The following is a 22,762-nucleotide window of genomic DNA, read 5'->3' as shown; positions in this document are numbered from 1 at the left end:
TGGAACCATGACAAACAGCGAAAACGCCACCGATCTCGCCCATCGCCTTGCGCCCGGCGCCGACAACGCGCCGGCCATCGTCGCGCCCGAACGGACGGCCCTGTCGCATGGCGGCTTGCGCCGCCTGATCCGCGATACCGCGGCGCGGCTCAATGCGCTCGGCATCGGCCGCGGCGACCGCGTCGCCATCGTGCTGCCGAACGGCCCGGAAATGGCCACGGCCTTCATCGCCGTGGCGGCGGCCGCGTCCACCGCGCCGCTCAATCCGGCTTACCGGGCCGACGAGTTCGACTTCTATCTGAGCGATATCGGCGTCAAGGCGATCCTTGTCGGCAAGGACGAGGCAGGTCCATCGGTCGAGGTTGCCGAACGCCTCGCCATCCCGGTGCTGCGGCTGGTGGTGGCGGAAGGCGCGCCGTCTGGCGTGTTCACGATCGAGGGTAACCCTGTGGGATTGCCGGTCGCATCCGGGCTGGCCGCAGATGGCGATGTCGCGCTCCTTCTGCACACCTCCGGCACCACGTCGCGTCCGAAACTGGTTCCGCTCAGCCACGCCAACCTTGCAGCGTCGGCAGCCCATATCGGCGCGACGCTCGGCCTGACGCCGGCCGACCGCTGCCTCAACATCATGCCGTTGTTCCATATCCATGGCCTGATCGCCGCGGTGCTGTCCTCGCTCGCCGCCGGCGGCAGCGTTTTCTGCACACCGGGCTTCAACGCGCTGCGCTTCTTCCAGTGGCTCTCCGAAGCCAAGCCAAGCTGGTACACGGCGGTGCCCACCATGCATCAGGCGATCCTCCCGCGCGCCGCCCGCAATCCCGAGCAACTCGCCGGGGCGAAATTGCGCTTCATCCGCTCGTCATCGGCATCGCTGCCGGCGCAGGTTATGGCCGAGCTCGAATCCACCTTCGGCTGCCCGGTGGTCGAGGCTTACGGCATGACCGAGGCCGCGCACCAGATGGCGTCCAACCGTTTGCCGCCCGGACTGCGCAAGCCCGGCAGCGTCGGCGCATCGGCCGGGCCGGAGGTCGCCGTCATGGCGCAGGACGGGCGGCTGCTCGAACCCGGCGAGATCGGCGAGATCGTCATTCGCGGTCCCAACGTCACCGCCGGCTACGAGAAGAACCCGGACGCCAATGCGAGCGCCTTCGCCCATGGCTGGTTCCACACCGGCGACCAGGGTGTGCTCGACGAGGACAGCTATTTGCGCGTCACCGGCCGGCTGAAGGAGATCATCAACCGCGGCGGCGAAAAGATCTCGCCGCTCGAAGTCGACGGCGTTTTGATGGACCATCCGGCGGTGGCGCAGGTCGTCACCTTCGCCATGCCGCATGACAAGCTGGGCGAGGAGGTCGCGGCGGCCGTGGTGCTGCGCGAAGGCCAGAGCGCCAGCGAGGCCGACATCCGCGGTTTTGCCGCCACCCGGCTCGCCGACTTCAAGGTGCCGCGCAAGGTGGTGATCCTCGACGAGATCCCGAAGGGCGCGACGGGCAAGCTGCAGCGCATCGGCCTTGCCGCCAAGCTCGGGCTCGGCTGATGCGCATTACAGTTTTCGGCGCTGGCGCCATCGGCGGCTATCTCGCCGCCAAGCTCGCGATCGCCGGCTCCGTCGATCTGTCGATCGTGGCGCGCGGCGCGCATCTGGATGCGATCAAGGCCGATGGTCTGCGCCTGATCGAGGACAGCAAGGAAACGGTCGCTCGCGTGAGGGCTGCCTCCCGTGCGGAAGAACTCGGCGTGCAGGATTATGTCGTGCTGGCGCTGAAGGCGCATTCGCTGGCGCCCGCACTTGATCAGATCGCGCCGCTGCTGGGCGAGGGGACAGCCGTCGTCACCATGCAGAACGGCGTGCCCTGGTGGTATTTCCACAAAGCGGGCGGCGCGCTCGAAGGCACGCGGCTGAATGCCGTCGATCCCGGTGGCGCGATCTGGCAGCGCATCGGGCCGCAGCGTGTCATCGGCTCCGTCGTCTATCCCGCCGTCGAGGTCGATGCTCCAGGCCTGATCCGTCATGTCGAGGGCACGCGCTTTTCGCTGGGCGAGCCTTCAGGAGAGAAGAGCGAGCGAGCTACCGCGCTGGCGCGCGAAATGGTCAGGGCTGGGCTGCAGGCGCCGGTGCGCGAGGACATCCGCTCGGAGATCTGGGTGAAGCTTTGGGGCAATCTCTCCTTCAACCCGATCTCGGCGCTGACCGGCAGCACGCTTGCAGCGATCGTCGCCGACGAAGGCACACGCGCCACCGCCCGCGCCATGATGGTGGAAGCGCAGGCGATTGGCGAACGTCTCGGCGTGCGCTTCCTCATCCCCGTCGACCGACGCATCAAGGGCGCCGGTGATGTCGGCGAGCACAAGACCTCGATGCTGCAGGACCTCGAGCGCGGCCGCCCGATGGAGATCGACGCGCTGGTCACGGCGGTGCAGGAGCTCGGCCGTCTGACCGGTCAGCCGACGCCGACCATCGACACCGTTCTGGCGCTGGTGCGGCGGCTGGCGATCGAGCGCGGGTGTTATTGACCTCACAGACGCGAAAATCGTTCGCCTTTGATTCTTGTCAATGTTCCTGTTTTGTTCTAGAAGGGGAGTTTAACAGGAGCGTTCCCGGCCGAACGAGTACGGATGTCTCGGCAGCAAGAGTTTGATTTCGGCGTTCCGATTCCTCCACTGCAGCCGAAACGGCCGGACCGGGTGTTCTTCGCGCTGTTTTTGCAGGCCAAGGACCGCGCCGGGTTTTGGTCGGTGCAGAGACATCTCTGCGATCTCAATGGGATAACCGGGTCGCGGCTGCTGAAGGAGCGATTCCACGTCAGTCAACAGCATGTCGGTGACTACAAAAGGCTTCGATCGAAAATCGAATTCGCGGCAAAGCTAGCCGGCCGGTTGGTTGAAATGCCGGCGTTTGAAGTCACGTTTCGCCATGCCGTAAGTTTCCCCGGTCGCCCAGCGGCAAAAGGCAGGCCGCCATGGCGTCCGTTCGTGCTTTTGGCCGATGACGGGCCGGTCTGCGAACTCAGCCGGCTGATCGGAAGCGCGATGAAGGCGAATGGTCTCAAATCGGCCGATCATTTTGTTCCGCATATGACCCTTGCCTATGACGAGAGGTTCGTCCCAAAGCAGCCAATCGATCCGATCAGTTTTTTGGCGACGGAATTCCATCTCATTCATAGCCTGCGCGGTCGCACGATATACATCGATCTGGGTTGTTGGCCGCTGATGACAACATAGCACCAAGCCCTTCATCCTGACACGAATTGTCACCTGCGAAGCGGCCCCGCGGTGGCAGGCGCACGATCGGTCCCTACTTGATGTCTGGTCCAAACCGGGAGGATCCCATGACCACTGCGGAAATTGCCAAAGATTTCACCGAACTCCTCAAGCGGGGCGACAGCCACAGCGCCGCCGCGAAATACAATGCCGACGACGTCGTCAGCTACGAGGCGATGGAAGGGCCGATGGCCGTCTGCAACGGCAAGGAAGCCGTCAAGCAGAAGGGCGAGTGGTGGGAAGCGAACCATGAGGTTCATGGCGGCTCGGTCGAAGGGCCCTATGTCAATGGCGACCAGTTCGCCTTGCGCTTCAGTTTCGATATTACGCCGAAATCGACTGGCGAGCGCGTCAAAATGGATGAGGTTGGCCTCTATACGGTCAAGAACGGCAAGATCAGCGAAGAGCGTTTTTACTACTAGTTCCTCGACAGATCTCGTTTCGGTGAACGATCGTAAACGACGGGAGTTGGCCGAAGCCTTCCAACCTCGTCATCCCAGGGCGAAGCAGGAGCGAAGCTCCGTCGCGGAGACCCAGGGATCCATTCCGTGACCTCGGACATAGGGCGCAGCGCAGCAGAATTCTGCACCGTCGCGACGCTTAGAAGTCACGGAATGGATCCTCGGGTCTGCGCTGCGTCGCTGCGCTCCTTGCTCCGCCCGTGGATGACGAATCGACGGGCGTTTCGGCCAATCTCCACCCCACCTATGCAGCGGCCGGGTCACACGCCTCGGCGGCCGCCATGCCGCCTCTCAAATCGTCTTCACATAGTCCGTCAACTGGTCGGCCACCGTGCCCCAGCCGTCGAAGAAACCCATCTCCTCGTGGTTGTTGCGGGTCGCCTCGTCGCGGTGGATGGCGGTGGCGGTGTAGCGCGTGCCTTTGCCCTCGCGCGTGAGCCCAATGACCGCGGTGATGAACGGCTCGCCGGCCGGCCGGTATCCCGGCAGCAGCGCGTCGGTCCACACCAGGCGTTCGTTCGGCACGATCTCGAGATAGCAGCAATGACGGTCGCTCACCTCCTTGCCGTCGGGCGACTGCATGCGCGTGCGGAACAGCCCGCCCGGTCTGAGGTCGATCTCGCAGTTTGTGATGATCCATGGCTTCGGCGTGAACCATTGCTTGACATGCTCCGGCGTCGTCCAGGCGCGCCACAGCAACTCGCGCGGCGCGTCGAGGAAGCGCTCCAGCGTCAGGTCCAGTTTCGGGTTCGGCTTGAACGGATAGCTCACTTTTCTGTCTCCTTGAGGCTCATCACATAGGCGTCGAACTGGTCGAGGCGGCGCTCCCACAGCGCGCGCTGTTCGGCGAGCCAGTTTTCCGCCAGCTTCAACGGCTCGGGCGAAAGGCTGTAGGTTCTGACGCGCCCGGCCTTTCGCGAACGCACCAGCCCGCAGCCTTCCAGAATTTTGAGGTGCTCGACGAAGGAGGGCAGCGCCATGCCGAAGGGCTCTGCCAACTCGCTGACCGAAGCCGGGCTTCTGTTCAGCCGCTCCACCACACGCCGGCGTGTCGGATCTGCCAGCGCGCGAAAAATGCCGTCGACGGGCGGCGGGTTCTGGCTGGCGGTTTGCAGGCCGATCATGGGCGTTGGTTCCTTAGGGTTCGATGATACTTAGGGAAAAACCTTAGTATTAGCAAGTGCCAAAATCCAGCTACCGCAAAGCGCTGGCAAAGCAGGCAGGGCGGGCCTAGGCTTCGGCCGGATACGCAACCCCATCCGACAGAGGCCTGAATTGACCATCACCATGTACGGCATCACCACCTGCGACACGATCAAGAAGGCTCGCGTCTGGCTGGAGAGCCATGACGTGCCGTATCGTTTTCACGATTACCGGGCCGAAGGGATCGAGGCGGGGAGGCTGAACGGCTGGGTCGGCAAGGTCGGCTGGGAAAAGCTGCTCAACAAGGGCAGCACCACGTTTCGCGAGCTGCCGGACAAGGACAAGGAAGCGCTCGACGAGAGGAAGGCGAAGAAGCTGATGCTGGCCAAGCCGACGATGATCAAGCGCCCGGTGCTGGAGGTGGGCGAACGGGTATTGGTCGGGTTCAAGCCGGAGGCTTATGAAGAGGCGGTTGGCGGGAAGTAGGCTCGACTACTTACGCCGCGTTCCTTCGCCCCCCTCCCTGTCCTGCCGGACAGGGAGGGGGGCGAGGGAACTCGACATCTCAACAATTATGCATGGGCTCGCAAATACCCCGCCAGCGCCACGGCATTGTTGTGCGCCTCGTCATGCGCGCCGTAGAGCAGCGTCACCTTGCCTTCGCGCAACAGGCCGCGCAGTTGCGCCACCGCTTCGCCATTTGCATCAAGCTCGGCGCGGTACCGTTTCTGGAATTCCGCCCAGCGCTCCGGCTCGTGCCCGAACCATTTGCGCAGCGCGTCGGTCGGCGCGATCTCCTTCAGCCACAGCGTCAGTTCGGCGTCCTTCTTGCTGACGCCGCGCGGCCAGAGGCGGTCGACGAGTACCCGCTGGCCGTCGGCTTTCGCCGGCGGCTCATAGACGCGCTTCACAGCTATGTCGAAGGCCATCGCAACCTCCTACGAGGGAGCTGCTACGCCCACTCGCCCTTGCGCATCACCGGCACGCGGCCGCCGTCCTTGGCGACGCCGTCGATGTCGATCTTGTTCGAGCCGATCATCCAGTCGATGTGGATGAAGCTCTTGTTGCCGCCGCGCTCGGCGATCTCGTCCTGGCTGAGCGAGGCGCCGTTGACGAAGCACTTCGAATAGCACTGCCCGAGCGCGATGTGGCAGGCGGCGTTCTCGTCGAACAGCGTGTTGAAGAACAGAAGCCCACTCTTCGAGATCGGCGAGGAATGCGGCACCAGCGCCACCTCGCCGAGACGCCGCGCGCCCTCATCGGTGTCGAGCACCTTCTTCAAGACGTCCTCGCCCTTCGAGGCCTTGGCCTCGACGATCCGCCCGCCCTCGAACCGCACGGAAATCTCGTCGATCAGCGTGCCTTGGTAGGAGAGCGGCTTGGTCGAGGAGACATGGCCTTCGACGCGCCTTGCATGCGGCGTGGTGAAGACTTCCTCGGTCGGAATATTCGGGTTGCAGGTGATGCCGTTCTTCGCCGTCGAGGCGCCGCCCATCCATTCATGGCCTTCCGCTAGCCCGACCGTCAGGTCGGTGCCCGGCCCGGTGAAATGCAGCGCGTGGAAATTGTGCCCGTGCAGCCATTTCGTGCGCTCGGCCAAGGCGGCGTTGTGCGCCTTCCAGTTGCCGATCGGATCCTCGACGTCGACGCGCGAGGCCGAGAAGATCGCGTCGGCGAGCTTCACCACCGCGACGTCGTCGGGCTCGCCCGGAAAAACCTGCTTGGCCCAGGCAAGATCGGGATAGGCGACGATGTTCCAATTGATGTCGAAGCCGGTGATCTTCTCCAGCGCCGGCTGGTAGGCCATCGAGTTGGCCTTGTTGGCGCGCGCTACCTTGGCCGGATCCTGCGCGGAAAGCAGCGAGGGATCTTCGCCGCGCACCGCAAGCCGCGCCGCATTGTTCGAGAAGGCCTTCGCCATGCCTTCATAGAGCCAGCCGGCGGCGCGGTCGAAACCGGCATCGGCCCCATAGCGGAAACGCGCCAGCGTGATCTCGTCGTCGTTGAAGATCGGCGTCACCAGCCCGGCGCCGGCCTTGTAGGCGTGCTCGACGATGCGGCGCGTCAGCGGCAGCGCCGCGATCGAGGAGGTCAGCACCAGATCCTGGCCGGGCTGCAGCTGCAGCCCGACCTTGATGGCGACTTCCGCCAGCCTGTCGAGCTTCACCGGGTCGATGCTTGCCGAAACGCCGCGCGAATGTGTGGTCATGGTCCTGCCTGCCGTTTGTTGGGGTTCTGGTTCTTACATAGACCGGCGAGCCTGGCCTTTCCACCGCGATCGACTGGGCCTGATTTCAAGCTCGATCCCGAAAACGGGCTTCAAGCCGCGCTGTCCAGCGCCCTAAACTGCGCCATGGTCGCTTCGATCTCCTCGCGGATCCAGGCCTTGAAGTCGCGCACCTTGCGGCTTTCGCTCTTGGTGGCCGAGGTCACCAGCCAGTAACCCAGCCCGCTTTCGGCCCGCACACCAAAGGGCGCGACGAGCCGGCCGTCGGCCAGCGCGTCGGCGGTGAGCAACTGCCAGGCGAGCATCACGCCGTGGCCGGCGATCGCCGATTCCAGGCAAAGCATCGGATCGGTGAAGCGCGCGCCCTTCTGGAAGGTGACCGGCTCGACGCCGGCCGCCTCGAACCAGCCGTCCCAACTGAACATCGCCCGTTCGTCGGTGATGGCGCAGGTCTGCGCCAGATCGCCGATCGACTTCAGCTTGGCCGCGATCGTGGGCGCGCAGACCGGGAACACCTCCTGGGCGAGCAGAAGCTCGGCGCGGTCGCCCGGCCATTTGCCGTCGCCAAGCCGGATGGCGATATCGATGTCGGACCGGTCGAGATCGGCGACCCTGGCCGAGGCGTCGATGCGCAAAAGCACGTTGGGATGGCGCGCGAAGTGCCGCGACAGCCTGGGCAGCAGCCATTTCGAGGCGAAGGCCGGCGCCACCGAGACGACCAGCGTGCACTCGTTGGCCTCGTCGGCCAGCGCCACCGCTTGCGTGAGCTCGCGGAAGCCGGCGCTGAGCCGCGTGGTGAAGGCGGCGCCGAATTCGGTCGGCACGAGTCCGCCCGGCGTGCGTTCGAACAGCGCCTGCCCCAGCTGATTTTCCGTGCGCTTGACCTGCTGGCTGACGGCGCTGACCGAGACGTTCAGCTCCGCCGCCGCTGCCGCCAGCGATCCCAGCCGGGCGACGGTTTCGACGGCGCGCAGGCCGTTGAGATGGACGCGATTGAGCATAGCCATTCAGTTTTTCTAAAGTGGATGGATCGAAATCTCAATTGAAATCCGGCGGGGAATGGGCAGACTTTAACAGGAATAGCCTTGAGCCATGAGGTGGTCCGATGAAGATTTTATCCTTGCTGAAAGGGCTTTCCCGCGCCGAGGCGAGGCCGCGCGATGACAACGAGATCGCTCGCTGGATTACCGATCCGCTGTCGCATCCGGTGCTCGACACCATGTCGGAGCGCGAGCTCGGCGACATGCCCTTCCGGCTGACGGCCCGCCGCACCGCATACGAAGCGGGCTGCCGCTCAACGAGGACCTAAAACCGAGCAAACCGGCCGCGCTGGCCCAACGCAAGCGCATTGTTTCGCGGACGCACATTCTTATTGTGCGCCGCAATGAACGCCACGCCATCTCCTTTGCGTCTTGCTCTCGCCGGCATGGTCGCGCTTGCCGTCGCCCAGGGCATCGGCCGCTTCGTCTACACGCCGATCCTGCCGGGGATGATGGAGGGGCTGCACCTGACGCCGGCCGATGCCGGCTGGATCGCTTCCGCCAACTATCTCGGCTACCTCATCGGCGCGCTTGCCGCGGCCGGCGACTGGGCGCATGGCCGCGAGCGCCTGCTGATGTTCGCCGGCCTCGCCGCCACCGCCGTGCTCGCGGGCCTCATGGGGCTCAACGAGACGATGGCCGCCTTCCTCGTCATCCGTTTCCTGGCCGGCCTCGCCAGCGCCTTCGTCATGGTGTTCATGGCCTCGATCGTCTTCAGCCATCTGGCCGTTGCTCGCCGCGGCGATTTGCAGGCGCTGCATTTCGGCGGCGTCGGCCTGGGCATTGCCGCGTCCTCCGCGCTGCTGGCGATCCTCGTCGCCGAACAGGCGGATTGGGCCGCTGGCTGGCTCTGGTCCGGAGCGCTTTCGGCGGTTGGCCTCATCGTCGTCGTGCTGCTTGCCGGCTCGACCACGCCGGCCAATGTCGCCGACGGCCGCGAGCCGGCGCTGCCGAAGGGCCGGTCCCTGGTGAAGATGATCGTCGCCTACGGGCTGTTCGGCTTCGGCTATGTGGTGACGGCCACCTTCCTGGTCGCCATCGTGCGCCAGGGCGGTGGCGGGCGCGTCTTCGAGGCCACCGTCTGGATGGTCGCCGGCCTTGCCGGTTTTCCCTCGACTTGGGCGTGGCAGAAGCTCGCCGGTCGGATCGGGCTCTATGCCGCTTATGCCGCCAGCTGCCTGATCGAGGTGGTCGGCGTCACCGCCAGCGTCGTCGTCAAAGGCGCCGCCGGGCCGCTGATCGCCGGTGTCCTGCTCGGCGGCACCTTCATCGCCCTGACGGCGCTTGGCATACAGATGGGCAGACAGCTCGCGCCGCGTGCGCCGCGCCGCATCTTCGCGGTGATGACGGCGGCCTTCGGCCTCGGCCAGATCGTCGGCCCGATCGCCGCCGGCCTGCTCGCCCAGGCCTCGGGCAATTATACCCTTGCCTCGATCATGGCGGCGGTTGCCCTGCTCGCCTCCGGCGTCATTGCCTGGTCGGCCGCGCCAAAATCGCCATGATTTGCGGCCTTGTTCGATGCCAGGCATCGGGCTGGGCATTTTCTTTCCCACTAATGTGTGACCTTATGCCCGCCAAACAGCAACGCCGCTGATTTGCGGTCAGACCGAGGAAACCCGCCACAGTGTTCGTATCTTTCTTCCCGCAGCCGAAGCTGTTTTTCACCTCGGCCGCCGTCTGGAGCCTTGCCGCAATCCTGTTCTGGTTTTTTGGTGGTGAACAGCTGGGCGCCATCTTCGGCCTGCCGGCCGCAGCGGCGGGCACGCCGCCGATCATCGGCATCGCCGTGTTATGGTCGAAACCCTTCCTGTGGTTCTACATCTATTTCGTGGCCTGCGTGGTGATCTTCTACGCGTTCTGGAGCTGGTACGCGCCGCACCCGTGGCAGAACTGGTCGATCCTGATGACCGCCGTCATCCTGTTCTTCATCTATTTCAACGTGCAGATCTCGGTCGCGGTCAACAACTGGTACGGTCCTTTCTTCGACTACGTTCAGGGCCTGATGTCGGGAACGACTCCCTCGACAAACACCGAATTCTATAAGGGATTGGCCGACTTCTCCTGGCTGGCGCTGGTCGGCATGAATGTCCAGGTGGTCAACGCCTTCATCGTCAGTCATTGGATCTTCCGCTGGCGCACCGCCATGAACAATTACTTCATGGCCAACTGGGGCCGGCTGCGCCACATCGAGGGCGCTTCGCAGCGTATCCAGGAAGACACGATGCGCTTCTCACAGATCATGGAAGATCTCGGCTCGACTTTCGTCCAGTCGATCATGACCCTGATCGCTTTTTTGCCGGTCTTGATTCAACTGCAGGCCCACATCACCGAATTGCCGATCATCGGTGCGGTCCCGCAGCCACTGGTCATTGCCGCATTGGGCTGGTGTCTGTTCGGAACGATTTCCGTCATGGTGGCGGGTCTCAAGCTTCCGGGTCTGCAGTTCCGCAACCAGCGTGTCGAGGCGGCCTATCGTAAGGAGCTCGTCTACGGCGAAGATCATGCCGACCGGGCTCAGCCGGCGACGACGACACAATTGTTCACCAATGTCCGCCGCAATTATTTCAAGCTCTATTTCCACTACATCTATTTCAACGTTGTTCGCTACACCTACCTGCAGGCCGACAACATCTTCTCGCTGCTGATCCTCGGGCCTTCGCTGGTCGCGCACAAGATCACCTTCGGCGCGCTGAACCAGATCTCGAACGCGTTCGGCAAGGTGACGAATTCACTGCAGTTCCTGTTGAATTCCTGGTCGACGATTGTCGAACTGCAATCTGTGCACAAACGTTTGCGCGCCTTCGAGGCGACGCTGCAAGGCGAACAACTGCCGGTTATCGATCAGCATTATCTAGAACGCGAGCGGGCTGGCATGCGCCCCGAAGATCAACCGGTAGGTTAGGGCGCGGCTGTGTCCAGTCAGCCGCCTACCGCCGCCTGTGCCTGGCCGGCGCGCCGCCGCGCCACATAGTCGCGGAAACTGATGCACTCGACGTCAGCCTTTACGCAGACTTCGCCGGCGAAGCGCTCCAGCGCGTTCCAGTAGACGCCGCCGTTCATCAGCGTGAAGTGGAAGCCGAGCTCCAGCGGCAGGCGCTTGCCTTCGTACTGGGCCTCGAAGGCGGCGCGGAAGGCCTCGTAGGCGCGCTCGGCGAATGCGTCCGCCATGGCCGGCTTCTCGGCGCCGTCCGAGTGGCGGACATAAAGATTGTAGTCCATGGCGACCACCGGCTTCGCCTTCGGCCCTTCCGGGATAAGCGGCAGGGCAAAGCGGGTTGTGCCATTCAGGATCGGCGGCACGGTCGGGCCGTTCGAAACGCCGCTGGCGTCATACTGGAAGCCGGCCTCGGGCAGGGCCTCGTAAAGCGCTTTGCCGGTCGAAAGATAGGGCGCGCGGAATCCGACCAGCGCATGATGCGCGAAATCGTGCCAGTCGGCCGGCTCCGGGATGCCGTTGATCGCGTAGGCGTTCTCGAAGATGCGCCGTACAGACGCGAATTCGGCCAGCCAGTCCGCCTTGCTCCAGGCCTTGCCGTCGAAGTGGCCGCAGGCATGGCTGCCGATGTCGTGGCCCTCAGCGGCGGCCAGCCGGACCTGCTCCAGCCGCTCGGCCACGTCCTGTTTCGAAGCGCCGAAGCCGACATTGGATTTGCCGGCGGCCTTGCCGGGGCCGGCATAATCCTGCCGCGTCTCGGGCGAGAGCAGGAACACGCAGGACAGGAAATAGGTGAAATGCGCGCCCGTGCGCTTTGCCAGCGCCCGGCTGCGTTCCCACTGCGAGATCTCGCGGGCGGCGTCGAACGAGATCAGCACCACCTGCTTGGGCTTGGCAGGCGAAGCGGCTGGCGATTTCGGCGGATCGGCGAAGGCGGTATTGACGCAGGAAAGCGAGGCGAGACTGAATGCAAGGACGCGGTACGAACGAAGCATTGGCAACCTTCTGGCGGGACCGTCTCCGGCTGATTGGAAGCCGGCTATCGCGCAAATGTGGCACGGATGCGTTCGGGCAAGCCCTGTGGTCGCTCGGCATTCCCAGCCGATTTTCCGGCCCGCCCCCTTCCATGCCGACAAAATTTCGCTAAAACGCGGGGCTCAAGAGGCGCCCCATCTCGGGGCAGCAATGGTTTTGATTGATGTCGGACGACAGTTTTATCCGCGAAGTCAACGAAGAGATTCGTCGCGAGCAGGCGCAGGCGCTGTGGGATCGTTTTGGTCCGGCCATTCTGGGCATTGCCATCCTGATCGTGCTGGGCACCGCCGCGGTCGTGGGCTACCGTTACTGGGACGAGACCCGCGCCAACCGCTCGGGCGATGCCTTCTCGGCTGCCCTCAAGCTCGCCAATGACGGCAAGAACGACGAGGCGATCGCCGCGCTCGACCAGCTGGAGAAGGACGGCTATGGCGCCTATCCGCTGCTCGCCCGCATGCGCGCCGCGACCGTCAAGGCCGACAAGGGCGACGTCGACGGCGCAGTCAAGGATTTCGACGAGGTCGCCGCCGATAACGCCATTCCCGGCGGCATTCGCGACATCGCGCGGCTGAGGGCAGCGCTGCTGCTCGTCGATCACGGTTCTTACGCCGATGTCTCCAGCCGCATCGAGGCGCTCACCGCCGACACCAACCCGCTGCGCCATTCGGCGCGCGAGGCGCTCGGCCTTGCCGCCTGGAAGGACGGCAAGTCGGCCGATGCGCTCAAACTGTTCGACCAGATCTCTTCGGATGACGCGGCCCCGCGCAATGTGCGCCAGCGGGCGCAGCTGATGTCCGAGCTGATCCGCGGGTCGGGCAACGCGTCGTGATCCTGGATGGGCTTCAAAGTCGCCATCATCGGTCGGCCTAACGTCGGTAAATCGACTCTTTTCAATCGGCTGGTCGGAAAGAAGCTGGCGCTTGTCGACGACACGCCGGGCGTGACGCGCGACCGGCGCGTGCATGCGGCAAAACTCTACGATCTCTATTTCGATGTCATCGACACCGCCGGCTTCGAGGATGCGGCCGCGTCGACGCTGCCCGGCCGCATGCGCCAACAGACCGAGATCGCGATCCGCGAGGCCGACCTGATCTTCTTCACCGTCGACGCCAAATCCGGTCTGATGCCGGACGACCGCACCTTCGCCGACGTCGTGCGCAAATCCGGCAAGCCGGTGGTGCTCGTCGCCAACAAAGCCGAGGCGCGTGGCGCGCAAGGCGGTCTGCTGGAGGCTTGGGAGCTCGGCCTCGGTGAACCGATCCCGGTTTCGGCCGAGCACGGCCAGGGCATGCCCGACCTGCGCGACGCGGTGGTCGAAGCCTTGGGCGAAGAGCGCGCGCTCGGTGAGGACGAGGAAGACGATGGCGACGAGATCGCCGCCAGCGAGGTGCTGATCGGTGAGGACATTGCCGACCCCGATGCCGAGTCGGCGTATGACGACACCAAGCCGCTGCGCATCGCCGTCGTCGGCCGCCCGAACGCCGGCAAGTCGACGCTGATCAATGCGCTGATCGATGAGGAGCGGCTGCTGACCGGTCCGGAAGCGGGCATCACCCGCGATTCCATCTCGGTCGACTGGGACTGGCGCGGCCGCCGCATAAAACTCCACGACACCGCCGGCATGCGGCGCAAGGCCAAGGTCCAGGAAAAGCTCGAAAAGCTCTCGGTGCAGGACGGCCTGCGCGCCATCCGCTTCGCCGAGATCGTCATCATCGTGCTCGACGCCACCATCCCGTTCGAGAAACAGGACCTGCAGATCGCCGATCTGATCATCCGCGAGGGCAGGGCGCCGGTCATCGCCTTCAACAAATGGGACCTGATCGACAATCCGCAGGAATTGCTGGCCGAACTGCGCGAAAAGACCGGGCGCTTGCTGCCGCAGGTGCGCGGCATCCAGGCGGTGACGGTCTCGGGCGAAACCGGGCGCGGCCTCGACAAGCTGATGGAAAGCGTCATCAAGACGCACAAGGTTTGGAACAGCCGCGTCTCGACCGGCAAGCTCAACCGCTGGCTGGAAGGCATCCTCGCCCATCATCCGCCGCCCGCCGTCGCCGGCCGCCGGCTGAAGATCAAATATGTCACCCAGGCCAAGACCCGCCCGCCGGGCTTCGTCGTCTCCTGCTCGCGGCCGGACGCGATGCCGCAATCCTATGTCCGCTATCTGACCAACAGCCTGCGCGAGGCCTTCGACATGCCCGGCGTGCCGATCCGCATGGCGCTCCGCACGTCGGACAATCCGTTTGCGGGTAGGGCGAAGAAGCGGTGACTTCTGGGGAGAAGCGCCGACGCTGATCCCCTCGTCATCCACGGCGAAGCAAGGAGCGAAGCGACGCGCGCAGACCCGAGGATCCATTCCGTGACTTCGAGGCGCCGCGGCGGTTCAGAATTCTGCACCGCTGCATTCCTCGCGCGAGGTAACGGAATGGATTCTAGGGTCTGCGCCGCGTCGCTTCGCTCCGTGCTCCGCCATAGAATGATGGGTGGACGGCCCCTTGCGGCATCGAATGTGCCAAGCTGGTCGTGTTGTTGAACCCCAGCGGAGGAGACCGTCCGTCATGCAAGCTATCAGGTTTGGGATCGATTTGGCCAAGAATGTGTTTCAGGTGCACGGCGTGGATGAGAGCGGGCGGGTGGTCGTACAGCGCCAGCTGCGCCGCGCGCAGGTGGAGAAGTTCTTCGCCGCGCAGCCGCCGGCGCTGATCGGCATGGAGGCCTGCGGCTCGGCTCATCATTGGGGCCGCACACTCAGCGCGCTCGGCCATGAGGTCAAGCTGATGCCGCCGGCCTATGTGAAGCCCTACGTTCCGCGCAACAAGAACGATGCCCGCGATGCGCAAGGCTGCTGCGAGGCGGTGAGCCGGCCCGACATGCGCTTCGTGCCGATCAAGACGGTCGAGCAGCAATGGGCTCGGGCGCTGCACCGCACGCGCGACCTTCTGGTGCGCCAGCGCACGCAACTGGCCAACGCCATGCGTGGCATGCTCTATGAGATGGGCCTGACAAGTGCCAAAGGGGCGGCGGGCATCGAGACCCTGCTGCAGCGCGTCGAGGCGGCCGATGAAGCCATCCCCGCGGCGCCATCCAGCGCCCGCCATTGCCCGGCCAGAGGCGAGATCGGCAAGCTGGACAAGCAGATCCTGGCTCAGGTCAGGCGGCAGCAAGCGGCCTTGCGGCTGACGACGATCCCGAGCGTCGGCCCGATCATCGCGCATGCGACCATCGCAGCCATCGGCGATGGCCGCCAGTTCGCCTCGGCCAGGGACTTCGCAGCCTGGCTGGGCCTGACCCGCAAGAGCCATGACACCGGCGGCAAGCACAGGCCCACAGGCCATATCAGCCGCGCCGGCGACAGGGACCTGCGCAGGCTGCTCATTCTCGGCGCCAGTTCCTGGCTGCGTCAGGTCAGGGCCAAACCCGACAAGGGCTCGCCCTGGATACGCGGCCTGCTGGCCAGGCGGCCGGTCAAGGTCGCCGTCGTGGCGCAGGCGGCCAAGACCGCTCGCATCATCTGGGCAATGCTCACCTCAGGTCAACAATACAGGGCACCAGCTGCGGCTTAACCGCAAGCGAGCCCTCAACAGCGTAAGGAGCAAAAAGGCAGCACGGCAAAATGGTCAGGACCTGGGTCGGCACACTCCGTCGTCGTCATCGCGATCAAGAAGCGCGCTAGAATGATTGGAACCGATCCGCGTAACCCTTGTTGGTCAGCGGTCAGCCAAGTCGACCGCACTAAAGGCCGAATACATGACCGCTCCAGACTTACGCCGCCGCCGCTATTTTGCCTCTTGCCCAAGAGGGGCCGTCCATACATGACGAAGCCGAAAGGCGCCGGCCAAGACCTCACGCGACCTCACGCGACCTCTCGCAACCCCTCACCGGTCCGCGCCCCTTCCGGGAGTGCCCCCAGCGCCGCCTGCAGCAATATCTCCGCCAGCCGCGTCGCTACCGGGTCGAGCTCGGCGTCCTTCTGATGCAGATGCAGCGCCATCATCGGCAGCGCCGGGAGCCCGAGCACGCCCGGCGCGATCGCCCTGACATTGGCCGGCAGGCCGATATCGGTGCGGATCGTGAGACCCAGTCCCGCCGCCACCGCCGCCCAGATGCCGCCGAGGCTGGGGCTCGAGAACGCCATGCGCCAGGGCATGCCGGCGCGGTCGAGCGTTTCCGTCGCGACGGTACGCAACAGGCACGGCGCCTCGAACACCACCAGCGGCAGCGGCTCGCCATTGCGCGGAGCGGCCTCGATCGGCTTGGCCGGGCCGATCCAGCGCGCCTGCACATCGGCGACATGCCGGCTGTAGGGCAGGGTCGTGCCGTCATGCCAGCCGAGCGCGATGTCGAGATTGCCTGACAGGACGCGCTCGGCGAGATCGTGGCTGCGTCCGATCCGCGCCTCGATCCGGACCTTGGGATGGGCGCGGGCGAAGCGGCCGAGCACGTCGGGCAGCACGGCCTCGCCGAAATCCTCCTGCAAGCCGAGCCGCACCCAGCCTTCCAGCTCGACGTCGCGGATGGCGGAGGCCGCCTCGTCGTTGAGCTCGATCAGCCGTCGCGCATAGCCGAGCATGGTTTCGCCGGCTTCGGTGAGCGCGAGGCCACGTCCTGCCTTGCGGAAGATCGGCGTATCCGCCTGCTCTTCCAGCTTCTTCAATTGCGCGCTGACGGCCGACGTCGAGCGCCCCAGCCGTTCGGCGGCCTTGGCGAAGCTGCCCAGCTCCATGCCGGTGACGAAGGTTCTGAGGACATCAAGGTCGAACGTGACGCGGCGCATAAGATTGTCCTGATTTTCAGGAGTGTTGGTCAAAAACTTCCTGATTTTATGGATGAAGCTATGGCGCTACACCCGGTCCGTCAAGCCGTCAGCCGGCCGTCACGGGAATGGAACCATGTCCGCCATCGCCACACGAAACGACTGCCAGCCGCCCGCCGCGGATATTGCGGCCACCTCCGCCAGCCGCGCCTTCGGCCCCAATCATCGCTGGAAGGTGCTGGGCATCGGCGTCGCCGCCAATGCCGGCTTCTCCGCCACCTTCTCCGGCATTCCGGCAACCGCGGTGATCATGCGCCAGGGCTACCATCTCCAAAATGCCTCGCTGGGCCTTGCGCTCGGGCTGCTCGGTCTCGGCGTGGCGCTGAGCGAACTGCCCTGGGGTGTGCTCACCGATCGCTGGGGCGACCGCCGCGTGCTCCTGACCGGTCTCGGCGCGACGGCGGCATGGCTGCTCATCATGGCTATGCTCGTCGTGCCGACGAAAACAGCCATTCCCGGCGTCACGCTGCTCTCGGCGAGCCTGCTCGTCGCCGGCCTGCTCGGCGGCAGCGTCAACGGCTCCAGCGGCCGCGCCATCATGGGCTGGTTTGGCGAGGGCGAGCGCGGCTTCGCCATGAGCATCCGGCAGACGGCGGTGCCGCTTGGCGGAGGGCTGGGCGCTCTCGTCCTGCCTTCCCTGGCGCTGACCTTGGGCTTCACCGCGGTCTTCGGCCTGCTTGCGGCCGTCTCCGCGTTGTCGGCCTGGTTCGCCTGGCGCTGGCTGCACGAGCCGCCGGCCGAAGGCAGCGGTCGCGCCGCCGCGACGAGCGGCCCGGCGCCCTTGCGCAACATCGAGGTGTGGCGCATCTCGACCGCCATCGGCTTGCTCTGCTTCCCGCAGGTCGCCGTGCTGACCTTCGCCTCGGTCTTCCTGCATGATTCCGCCGGCATGGGCACATGGGTGACCAGCGCCAGCCTCGCCGCCGTGCAGACCGGCGCCATGGTGATGCGCGTCTGGAGCGGACGCTTCACCGACCGGCATGGCAACCGCCGGCCGTTCCTGAAAGTCTGCAGCGCGCTGAGCGCATTTGCCTTCCTGGCGCTTTGGCTGCTGGTGATCGCCGCCGCCGGAACACCGTTGCTGCTGCCGCTGCTTCCGCTGATGGTCGTCGTCGCCGGCATCTCCGTTTCCGCCTGGCACGGCGTCGCCTACACCGAGCTCGCCACGCTTGCCGGCGCCGGCCATGTCGGCACCGCACTCAGCCTTGCCAACAGCTTCGTCTTCATCGGCTTCTGCCTGGTGCCGATCGCCATTCCATGGCTGCTGGTGGTCTTCGCCTGGCCGGGCGTGTGGCTCGCGGCGGCGATCTGCGCGGCGATCGCCTGGCCGATTTTCCTGCGCCAGGCTTGATTCATACGAACCTGATTCAACCCCCATCCAGGCCTGATTCTGCGTCGGTCCGCTGGGGAAACAGCAAGCCGGCTTTCCTCAAACATGAAAAGAACACGATCGATGCCGTTAACCCCGCATCAAGGTTAATGCTTCATTTTGGCTCTCCGGGGTCAGTAGCGTTCTGGAGAGTTCAGTGCATCGACGCGTTTCAATGCGGCTTGCCGCCGCCGCCGTTGCGAAAAAACGTTCCTTTCTTCCTCCTTTGGTGCTCGGGCTCGGCATTTGGATCGGCTTTCCGTCGGCCGTCGCCTATCAGGATATGGCAAGCCTGATCTCCGGCCTGGAATCGTCCAACGTCCGCTGGAATGCCTATATCGAGAAATCCGCCGCCGGCTCGGTGCATGCCGCCGAAATGCCGTTCGTCGATTCCGTCACCACCGGCTCGCTCTCCGGTTCCGGCGTGGATTTGCCTGGCGTCGGCACGGTGGCTTTTCGCGGCAAGGGCAATGTCGCCGGTGCCACGCCCGATGAAGACCGTGTCATGCGCGCCGACAAGAAGGGCCGTCTGGTCAAGGTGGCGCCGGTCGCGCCGCCGAAGAACTTCAGCGCCGGCTCGATTTTCGAGCGCACCTCCTCGCTGCTGCGTCCCTCGATGGACAGCGGACTGAAGCTCACCTTCGCCAAGCCCGGCATCAAGGGCAAGGAAGTCCAGATCGCCCAGGCCTTCCACCTGCGCGAGGACAAGAAGCCGGATCCGGACCTGCCGGCGGCGCTTGTCGCCCTCGTCAACAACGACAAGCCGGATATCCTCGCCACCGCCTATGCGCAGTCCGCGCCCGACTACGCCAAGGCTTCGCCCTTCGAGGCGCTGCTGCAGGACGATCCGAACGACGGCCGCTTCATTCCGCCGATGGGCAAGGGCGACCACGCCTGGATGCAGAACCCGCTGCCGGGGAGCGTCTTTTCCAAGCCTGAGCAGGCCTGCCTCGCCAAGGGCATCTATTTCGAGGCGCGCAGCGAGCCCGTCCGCGGCCAGGCGGCGGTGGCGCAGGTGATCCTCAACCGCGTCCGCAACCCGGCCTATCCGAAGACCATCTGCGGTGTCGTCTACCAGAACGACGACTGGTTCAACCGCTGCCAGTTCTCCTTCGCCTGCGACGGCAGGAAGAAGACCATCACCGACCAGGCTTCCTACAAGACCGCCCAGGAGGTCGCCATGGCCGTGACCGCCGGCAAGATCTTCATTCCCGAGGTCGGCTCGTCGACGCACTACTACGCCAACTACGTCCACCCGGGCTGGGCGCGCGCCATGCAGCGCATGACCAGGATCGGCCTGCATATCTTCTACCGCACCTATGGCGGCGGCTGGAGCTGAGCTCTTGGGCGGCTCGAGCCGAGCCGCCTAAATGACCGCCCCGGCCATCCTTCCTTCGGCAGCCGGCATGCCCCGGCGGGCGCGCCTTGTTGCGCGGATTCGCCCCGTCACCTCACGCGGGCGTGAAGGGCACGATGTCGCACCTCTCTAAGTAGTTGATTTAATTGTCGAAAATACATCGCTTGGAAGTTCGGTCCGTGGCTTGACGGGGGCGGACCCTCTAACTATGTTGCCGGCGACTTTAGAAGCGGACGGACGGCAATCGTCTGCCCGGGCAGGGGGGTTGCGATGGCCGATAAAACCGGGCCAGACGGAACCGGAGAAACCGGCCGCGGCAGGCAGCCAGAAGCCACCATCCGCGACGACGAACTTGAGCGCCGCCGGCGCGATCTTGAAGCATCGCTTGCGACAAGACGCACGGACCGGCTCGAGGGGAAAGACGAAGCGAGAGCTGCGCCCGGTTACGGTCAGGCGCTGAAACTGTCCAGCGAGTTCATCGCCGGGGTGGTCGTCGGTGTCGGCTTGGGCTGGATCATCGACCGTCTGGCGGGAACGGCGCCCTGGGGTCTGATCGTCGGCCTGTTGCTGGGCTTTGGCGCTGGTATACTCAATGTCCTGCGCTCGGCGGGACTTGCATCCGAATTCGGCCAGGGCGGCAAGCCGCGCGAGCCGAAAGAATGAAGTGGGGCGCCGCAAGGCGCCGAAGTGAACTTAAGAAGCCGGTTGTGGCTTTGACGGGGATTTAAAGTGGCTGCTGCTGACAAGGTCGACCCGATCCACCAGTTCCAGATCCATCCGATCATCCCGCTGCATATCGGCGGCTACGACGTCTCTTTCACCAACTCCTCCCTGTTCATGGTCGCGACGATCGTGCTGGCCTCGGCCTTCCTTTACATGAGCACGGCCAGCCGCGCGCTCATTCCGGGCCGGCTGCAGTCGGTGTCCGAGATGGCCTACGAATTCGTCGGCAACATGCTGCGCGACGCCGCCGGCAAGCAGGGCATGCAGTTCTTCCCGCTGGTGTTCTCGCTGTTCATGTTCGTGCTGGTCGCCAACCTGATCGGCCTGTTCCCCTATTTCTTCACCGTCACCAGCCACATCATCGTCACCTTCACGCTGGCGATCCTGGTCATCGGCACCGTCGTCGTCTACGGCTTCGCCAAGCACGGCTTCGGCTTCCTCAAGCTGTTCGTGCCGCATGGCGTGCCGGGTTATCTTCTGCCGCTGGTGGTGGCGATCGAAATCATCTCCTTCGTCTCTCGCCCCGTCAGCCTCTCGGTTCGTCTTTTCGCCAACATGCTGGCCGGCCACATCACGCTGAAAGTGTTCTCGGGCTTCGTCGTCAGCCTCAGCGCGTTTGGCGCCGTCGGCATAGCCGGCTCGGTCCTGCCGCTTGCAATGGCGGTTGCGCTCTCCGCGCTCGAACTGCTGGTCGCTTTCCTGCAGGCCTATGTCTTCGCGGTGCTGACCTGCATGTATCTGAACGACGCCCTGCACCCGAGCCACTGATTTTCACCGGCGCCCCGGCGCCAGCATACCCAACGTACCAACTGCAACGAACAAGCAAACCACAGGAGTTTTGAAATGGACGCAACTGCAGCAGCTGCTATCGGCGCTGGTATCGCCTGCATCGGCATGGGCGGCGCGGGCATCGGCCTCGGCAACATCTTCGGCAGCTACCTCTCGGGCGCGCTCCGCAACCCGTCGGCTGCCGACGGCCAGTTCGGCCGCCTGATCTTCGGCTTCGCCGTGACCGAAGCTCTGGGCATCTTCTCGCTCCTGATCGCTCTGCTCCTGGTCTTCAAGTAAGAACCGGCGCTGACGAAAGGGGCCGCATGGTGCGGCCCCGTTCCATGGACAGGGGAATGAGATGTTCGTGACATCTGCCTATGCGCAAGAAGCAGCGCCGGCCGCGGCCGAGGGCGATACGCATGCGGGCACTGCCGTGCCTGCCGCGGAGCATGAAGCGTTCCCGCCATTCGATGCCAAGACCTTCCCGTCGCAGATCCTGTGGCTGGTCATCACCTTCGGGCTCTTCTACCTGTTCCTGAAACGGGTTGTGATGCCGCGTCTTGGCGGCATCATCGATGTCCGCAACGACCGCATCACCCAGGACCTCGACCATGCCGCAAGGCTGAAGGGCGAGGCGGATGCTGCCGTTGCCGCCTATGAGCAGGAACTGGCGGAAGCCAAGGTCAACGCCAACAAGATCGGCCAGCAGGCGAACGACGCCGCCAAGGCGCAAGCCGAGGGCACGCGCAAGAAGCTCGAGGCCGAGCTTGAGAAGAAGCTTGGCGAGGCCGAGGCGAGCATCGCCTCGATCAAGGCCAAGGCGATGAAGGAAGTCGGCACGATCGCCGAGGACACCACGTCGGCCATCGTCGAGGCGCTTGTCGGTGGCAAGACCGACAAGTCCGAGATCGCGGCCGCGGTCAAATCCGCGAGCCGGTGAGGAGCGGGATCATGGACGCCACATCACTCGCCACGCTCTGGGCCACCATCGCCCTGATCATCTTCCTCGGCGCCATCATCTATCTGAAGGTGCCGGGCATGCTCGCCAAGTCGCTGGACGCCCGCGCGGCCAAGATCAGCGGCGAGCTCGAGGAAGCGCGCAAGCTTCGTGAAGAGGCCCAGCAACTGCTCGGCCAGTATCAGCAGAAGCGCAAGGAAGCCGAGAAGGAGGCCGCCGACATCGTCGCCGCCGCCAAGCGTGAGGCTGAATTGCTTGCCTCCGAGGCCGCCAAGAAGACCGAGGACTATGTCGCCAGGCGCACCGCCCTTGCCGAGCAGAAGATCAGCCAGGCCGAGCGCGAGGCTGTCAGCGAAGTGCGCGCCAGCGCCGTCGACATTGCCGTCGAGGCCGCCCGCGCGCTGCTCGCCGCCAAGGTCGACGTCAAGGCCGGCGCGGACCTGTTCAAGTCGGCGCTGGATGACGTCAAGGCCAAGCTGAACTGAGCTGACGTCGAAGCTTCGAAATCAAAGCCGCCTGGGCAACCCGGCGGCTTTTTTGTTTGAAAAGAGAGCGCGGCGCCGGAACTGCCAATCTCCCACCTTGTGGGGGAGATGCCCGGCAGGGCAGAGGGGGGCGCGAAGGAATGAGGCGCCGCAGGATCAAGGTTCCTCGCCCCACGAATGTGGGGAG

25 protein-coding genes are annotated in these 22,762 nt (G+C 64.8%); 18 read left to right on the top strand and 7 right to left on the bottom strand.

The genetic code is table 11. The features are described from left to right. The first annotated feature begins 7 nt into the window (after positions 1–7). The 4 genes from LB572_RS26375 (at position 8) to LB572_RS26360 (ending at position 3,683) form a co-directional block, all read left to right on the top strand. The gene (locus tag LB572_RS26375; RefSeq protein ID WP_224669796.1) at positions 8–1,537 is read left to right on the top strand and encodes an acyl--CoA ligase; all 1,530 of its coding nucleotides are present in this window, start codon (positions 8–10) and stop codon (positions 1,535–1,537) included. Then, positions 1,537–2,514: a 2-dehydropantoate 2-reductase gene (locus LB572_RS26370; RefSeq protein ID WP_140807802.1), complete on the top strand. Its 978-nt coding sequence runs from the start codon at positions 1,537–1,539 to the stop codon at positions 2,512–2,514. The genes LB572_RS26375 and LB572_RS26370 overlap by 1 nt, the downstream gene beginning before the upstream one ends. Positions 2,515–2,616: 102 nt before the next feature. Continuing rightward, entirely contained in the window at positions 2,617–3,222 is a 606-nt protein-coding gene (locus LB572_RS26365) for a 2'-5' RNA ligase family protein (RefSeq protein ID WP_224669795.1), read from the top strand. Positions 3,223–3,329: 107 nt separating this feature from the next. After that, complete coding sequence (locus LB572_RS26360) at positions 3,330–3,683, top strand: SnoaL-like domain-containing protein (protein ID WP_140807795.1); 354 nt, start codon at positions 3,330–3,332, stop codon at positions 3,681–3,683. Between the two features lie 330 nt (positions 3,684–4,013). Here LB572_RS26360 and LB572_RS26355 read toward each other — a convergent pair whose 3' ends face one another. Both LB572_RS26355 and LB572_RS26350 read right to left on the bottom strand, forming a co-directional pair. Next, the gene (locus tag LB572_RS26355; RefSeq protein WP_224669794.1) at positions 4,014–4,493 is read right to left on the bottom strand and encodes an SRPBCC family protein; all 480 of its coding nucleotides are present in this window, start codon (positions 4,491–4,493) and stop codon (positions 4,014–4,016) included. Then, positions 4,490–4,846, bottom strand: coding sequence for an ArsR/SmtB family transcription factor (locus tag LB572_RS26350; protein ID WP_140807793.1), 357 nt, complete (start codon positions 4,844–4,846; stop codon positions 4,490–4,492). Before LB572_RS26350 ends, LB572_RS26355 begins: the two co-directional genes overlap by 4 nt. 151 nt (positions 4,847–4,997) lie before the next feature. On the opposite strand from LB572_RS26350, the gene LB572_RS26345 reads away from it, so the two are divergent. After that, the gene (locus tag LB572_RS26345; protein ID WP_140807792.1) at positions 4,998–5,351 is read left to right on the top strand and encodes an ArsC family reductase; all 354 of its coding nucleotides are present in this window, start codon (positions 4,998–5,000) and stop codon (positions 5,349–5,351) included. A gap of 86 nt (positions 5,352–5,437) precedes the next feature. On the opposite strand, the gene LB572_RS26340 is transcribed toward LB572_RS26345, so the two are convergent. The 3 genes from LB572_RS26340 to LB572_RS26330 all read right to left on the bottom strand — a co-directional run bounded on the left by LB572_RS26340 (position 5,438) and on the right by LB572_RS26330 (position 8,099). Then, complete coding sequence (locus tag LB572_RS26340) at positions 5,438–5,794, bottom strand: DUF488 domain-containing protein (protein WP_140807791.1); 357 nt, start codon at positions 5,792–5,794, stop codon at positions 5,438–5,440. A gap of 23 nt (positions 5,795–5,817) precedes the next feature. Further along, entirely contained in the window at positions 5,818–7,074 is a 1,257-nt protein-coding gene (locus tag LB572_RS26335) for an aminopeptidase (protein ID WP_224669793.1), read from the bottom strand. A gap of 110 nt (positions 7,075–7,184) precedes the next feature. Then, the gene (locus tag LB572_RS26330) at positions 7,185–8,099 is read right to left on the bottom strand and encodes a LysR substrate-binding domain-containing protein (RefSeq protein ID WP_224669792.1); all 915 of its coding nucleotides are present in this window, start codon (positions 8,097–8,099) and stop codon (positions 7,185–7,187) included. Positions 8,100–8,197: 98 nt separating this feature from the next. On the opposite strand from LB572_RS26330, the gene LB572_RS26325 reads away from it, so the two are divergent. The 3 genes from LB572_RS26325 to sbmA all read left to right on the top strand — a co-directional run bounded on the left by LB572_RS26325 (position 8,198) and on the right by sbmA (position 11,034). Then, entirely contained in the window at positions 8,198–8,401 is a 204-nt protein-coding gene (locus LB572_RS26325; protein WP_224669791.1) for a hypothetical protein, read from the top strand. Positions 8,402–8,518: 117 nt separating this feature from the next. Then, the gene (locus LB572_RS26320; protein ID WP_224669841.1) at positions 8,519–9,634 is read left to right on the top strand and encodes a YbfB/YjiJ family MFS transporter; all 1,116 of its coding nucleotides are present in this window, start codon (positions 8,519–8,521) and stop codon (positions 9,632–9,634) included. 122 nt (positions 9,635–9,756) lie between these two features. After that, positions 9,757–11,034 carry a peptide antibiotic transporter SbmA gene (sbmA, locus tag LB572_RS26315; protein ID WP_224669790.1) on the top strand — a complete coding sequence of 426 codons (1,278 nt, stop codon included), beginning with the start codon at positions 9,757–9,759 and terminating at the stop codon, positions 11,032–11,034. 17 nt (positions 11,035–11,051) lie between these two features. Here sbmA and LB572_RS26310 read toward each other — a convergent pair whose 3' ends face one another. Beyond that, on the bottom strand, positions 11,052–12,062 hold the full coding sequence (locus LB572_RS26310) for a polysaccharide deacetylase family protein (RefSeq protein WP_224669789.1): 1,011 nt from the start codon (positions 12,060–12,062) through the stop codon (positions 11,052–11,054). 203 nt (positions 12,063–12,265) lie between these two features. Here LB572_RS26310 and LB572_RS26305 point away from each other — a divergent pair, with 203 nt between their 5' ends. The 3 genes from LB572_RS26305 (at position 12,266) to LB572_RS26295 (ending at position 15,662) form a co-directional block, all read left to right on the top strand. Then, the gene (locus LB572_RS26305) at positions 12,266–12,931 is read left to right on the top strand and encodes a tetratricopeptide repeat protein (RefSeq protein ID WP_224669788.1); all 666 of its coding nucleotides are present in this window, start codon (positions 12,266–12,268) and stop codon (positions 12,929–12,931) included. 6 nt (positions 12,932–12,937) lie between these two features. Next, on the top strand, positions 12,938–14,368 hold the full coding sequence (gene der / locus LB572_RS26300) for a ribosome biogenesis GTPase Der (RefSeq protein ID WP_224669787.1): 1,431 nt from the start codon (positions 12,938–12,940) through the stop codon (positions 14,366–14,368). 289 nt (positions 14,369–14,657) lie between these two features. After that, positions 14,658–15,662, top strand: a complete 1,005-nt coding sequence (locus tag LB572_RS26295; protein WP_224669786.1) for an IS110 family transposase — start codon at positions 14,658–14,660, stop codon at positions 15,660–15,662. A 290-nt stretch (positions 15,663–15,952) separates the two neighbouring features. On the opposite strand, the gene LB572_RS26290 is transcribed toward LB572_RS26295, so the two are convergent. After that, positions 15,953–16,873: a LysR substrate-binding domain-containing protein gene (locus tag LB572_RS26290; protein WP_224669785.1), complete on the bottom strand. Its 921-nt coding sequence runs from the start codon at positions 16,871–16,873 to the stop codon at positions 15,953–15,955. A 115-nt stretch (positions 16,874–16,988) separates the two neighbouring features. Here LB572_RS26290 and LB572_RS26285 point away from each other — a divergent pair, with 115 nt between their 5' ends. From LB572_RS26285 to LB572_RS26255, 7 genes are all read left to right on the top strand, one after another. Continuing rightward, positions 16,989–18,263 carry an MFS transporter gene (locus tag LB572_RS26285; protein WP_224669784.1) on the top strand — a complete coding sequence of 425 codons (1,275 nt, stop codon included), beginning with the start codon at positions 16,989–16,991 and terminating at the stop codon, positions 18,261–18,263. A 175-nt stretch (positions 18,264–18,438) separates the two neighbouring features. Next, positions 18,439–19,620, top strand: a complete 1,182-nt coding sequence (locus LB572_RS26280; protein WP_224669783.1) for a cell wall hydrolase — start codon at positions 18,439–18,441, stop codon at positions 19,618–19,620. 288 nt (positions 19,621–19,908) lie between these two features. Beyond that, complete coding sequence (locus LB572_RS26275; protein WP_140810745.1) at positions 19,909–20,301, top strand: AtpZ/AtpI family protein; 393 nt, start codon at positions 19,909–19,911, stop codon at positions 20,299–20,301. A 66-nt stretch (positions 20,302–20,367) separates the two neighbouring features. Further along, positions 20,368–21,129 carry a F0F1 ATP synthase subunit A gene (locus LB572_RS26270; RefSeq protein ID WP_140810753.1) on the top strand — a complete coding sequence of 254 codons (762 nt, stop codon included), beginning with the start codon at positions 20,368–20,370 and terminating at the stop codon, positions 21,127–21,129. 75 nt (positions 21,130–21,204) lie between these two features. Beyond that, entirely contained in the window at positions 21,205–21,429 is a 225-nt protein-coding gene (locus tag LB572_RS26265) for a F0F1 ATP synthase subunit C (protein WP_027164582.1), read from the top strand. 61 nt (positions 21,430–21,490) lie between these two features. Next, positions 21,491–22,072, top strand: coding sequence for a F0F1 ATP synthase subunit B (locus LB572_RS26260; protein WP_140810760.1), 582 nt, complete (start codon positions 21,491–21,493; stop codon positions 22,070–22,072). A gap of 11 nt (positions 22,073–22,083) precedes the next feature. Next, positions 22,084–22,575 (top strand): F0F1 ATP synthase subunit B, encoded by a 492-nt coding sequence (locus LB572_RS26255; RefSeq protein WP_140810767.1) that lies wholly within the window; start codon positions 22,084–22,086, stop codon positions 22,573–22,575. The last annotated feature ends 187 nt before the right edge of the window (positions 22,576–22,762 follow it).

The sequence above is a fragment of the Mesorhizobium sp. BH1-1-5 genome (genome assembly GCF_020165615.1).
Lineage (GTDB): Bacteria > Pseudomonadota > Alphaproteobacteria > Rhizobiales > Rhizobiaceae > Mesorhizobium.
Note: the sequence above shows the minus strand (reverse complement) of the source record. Positions and strands in the feature narration are given on the sequence as shown.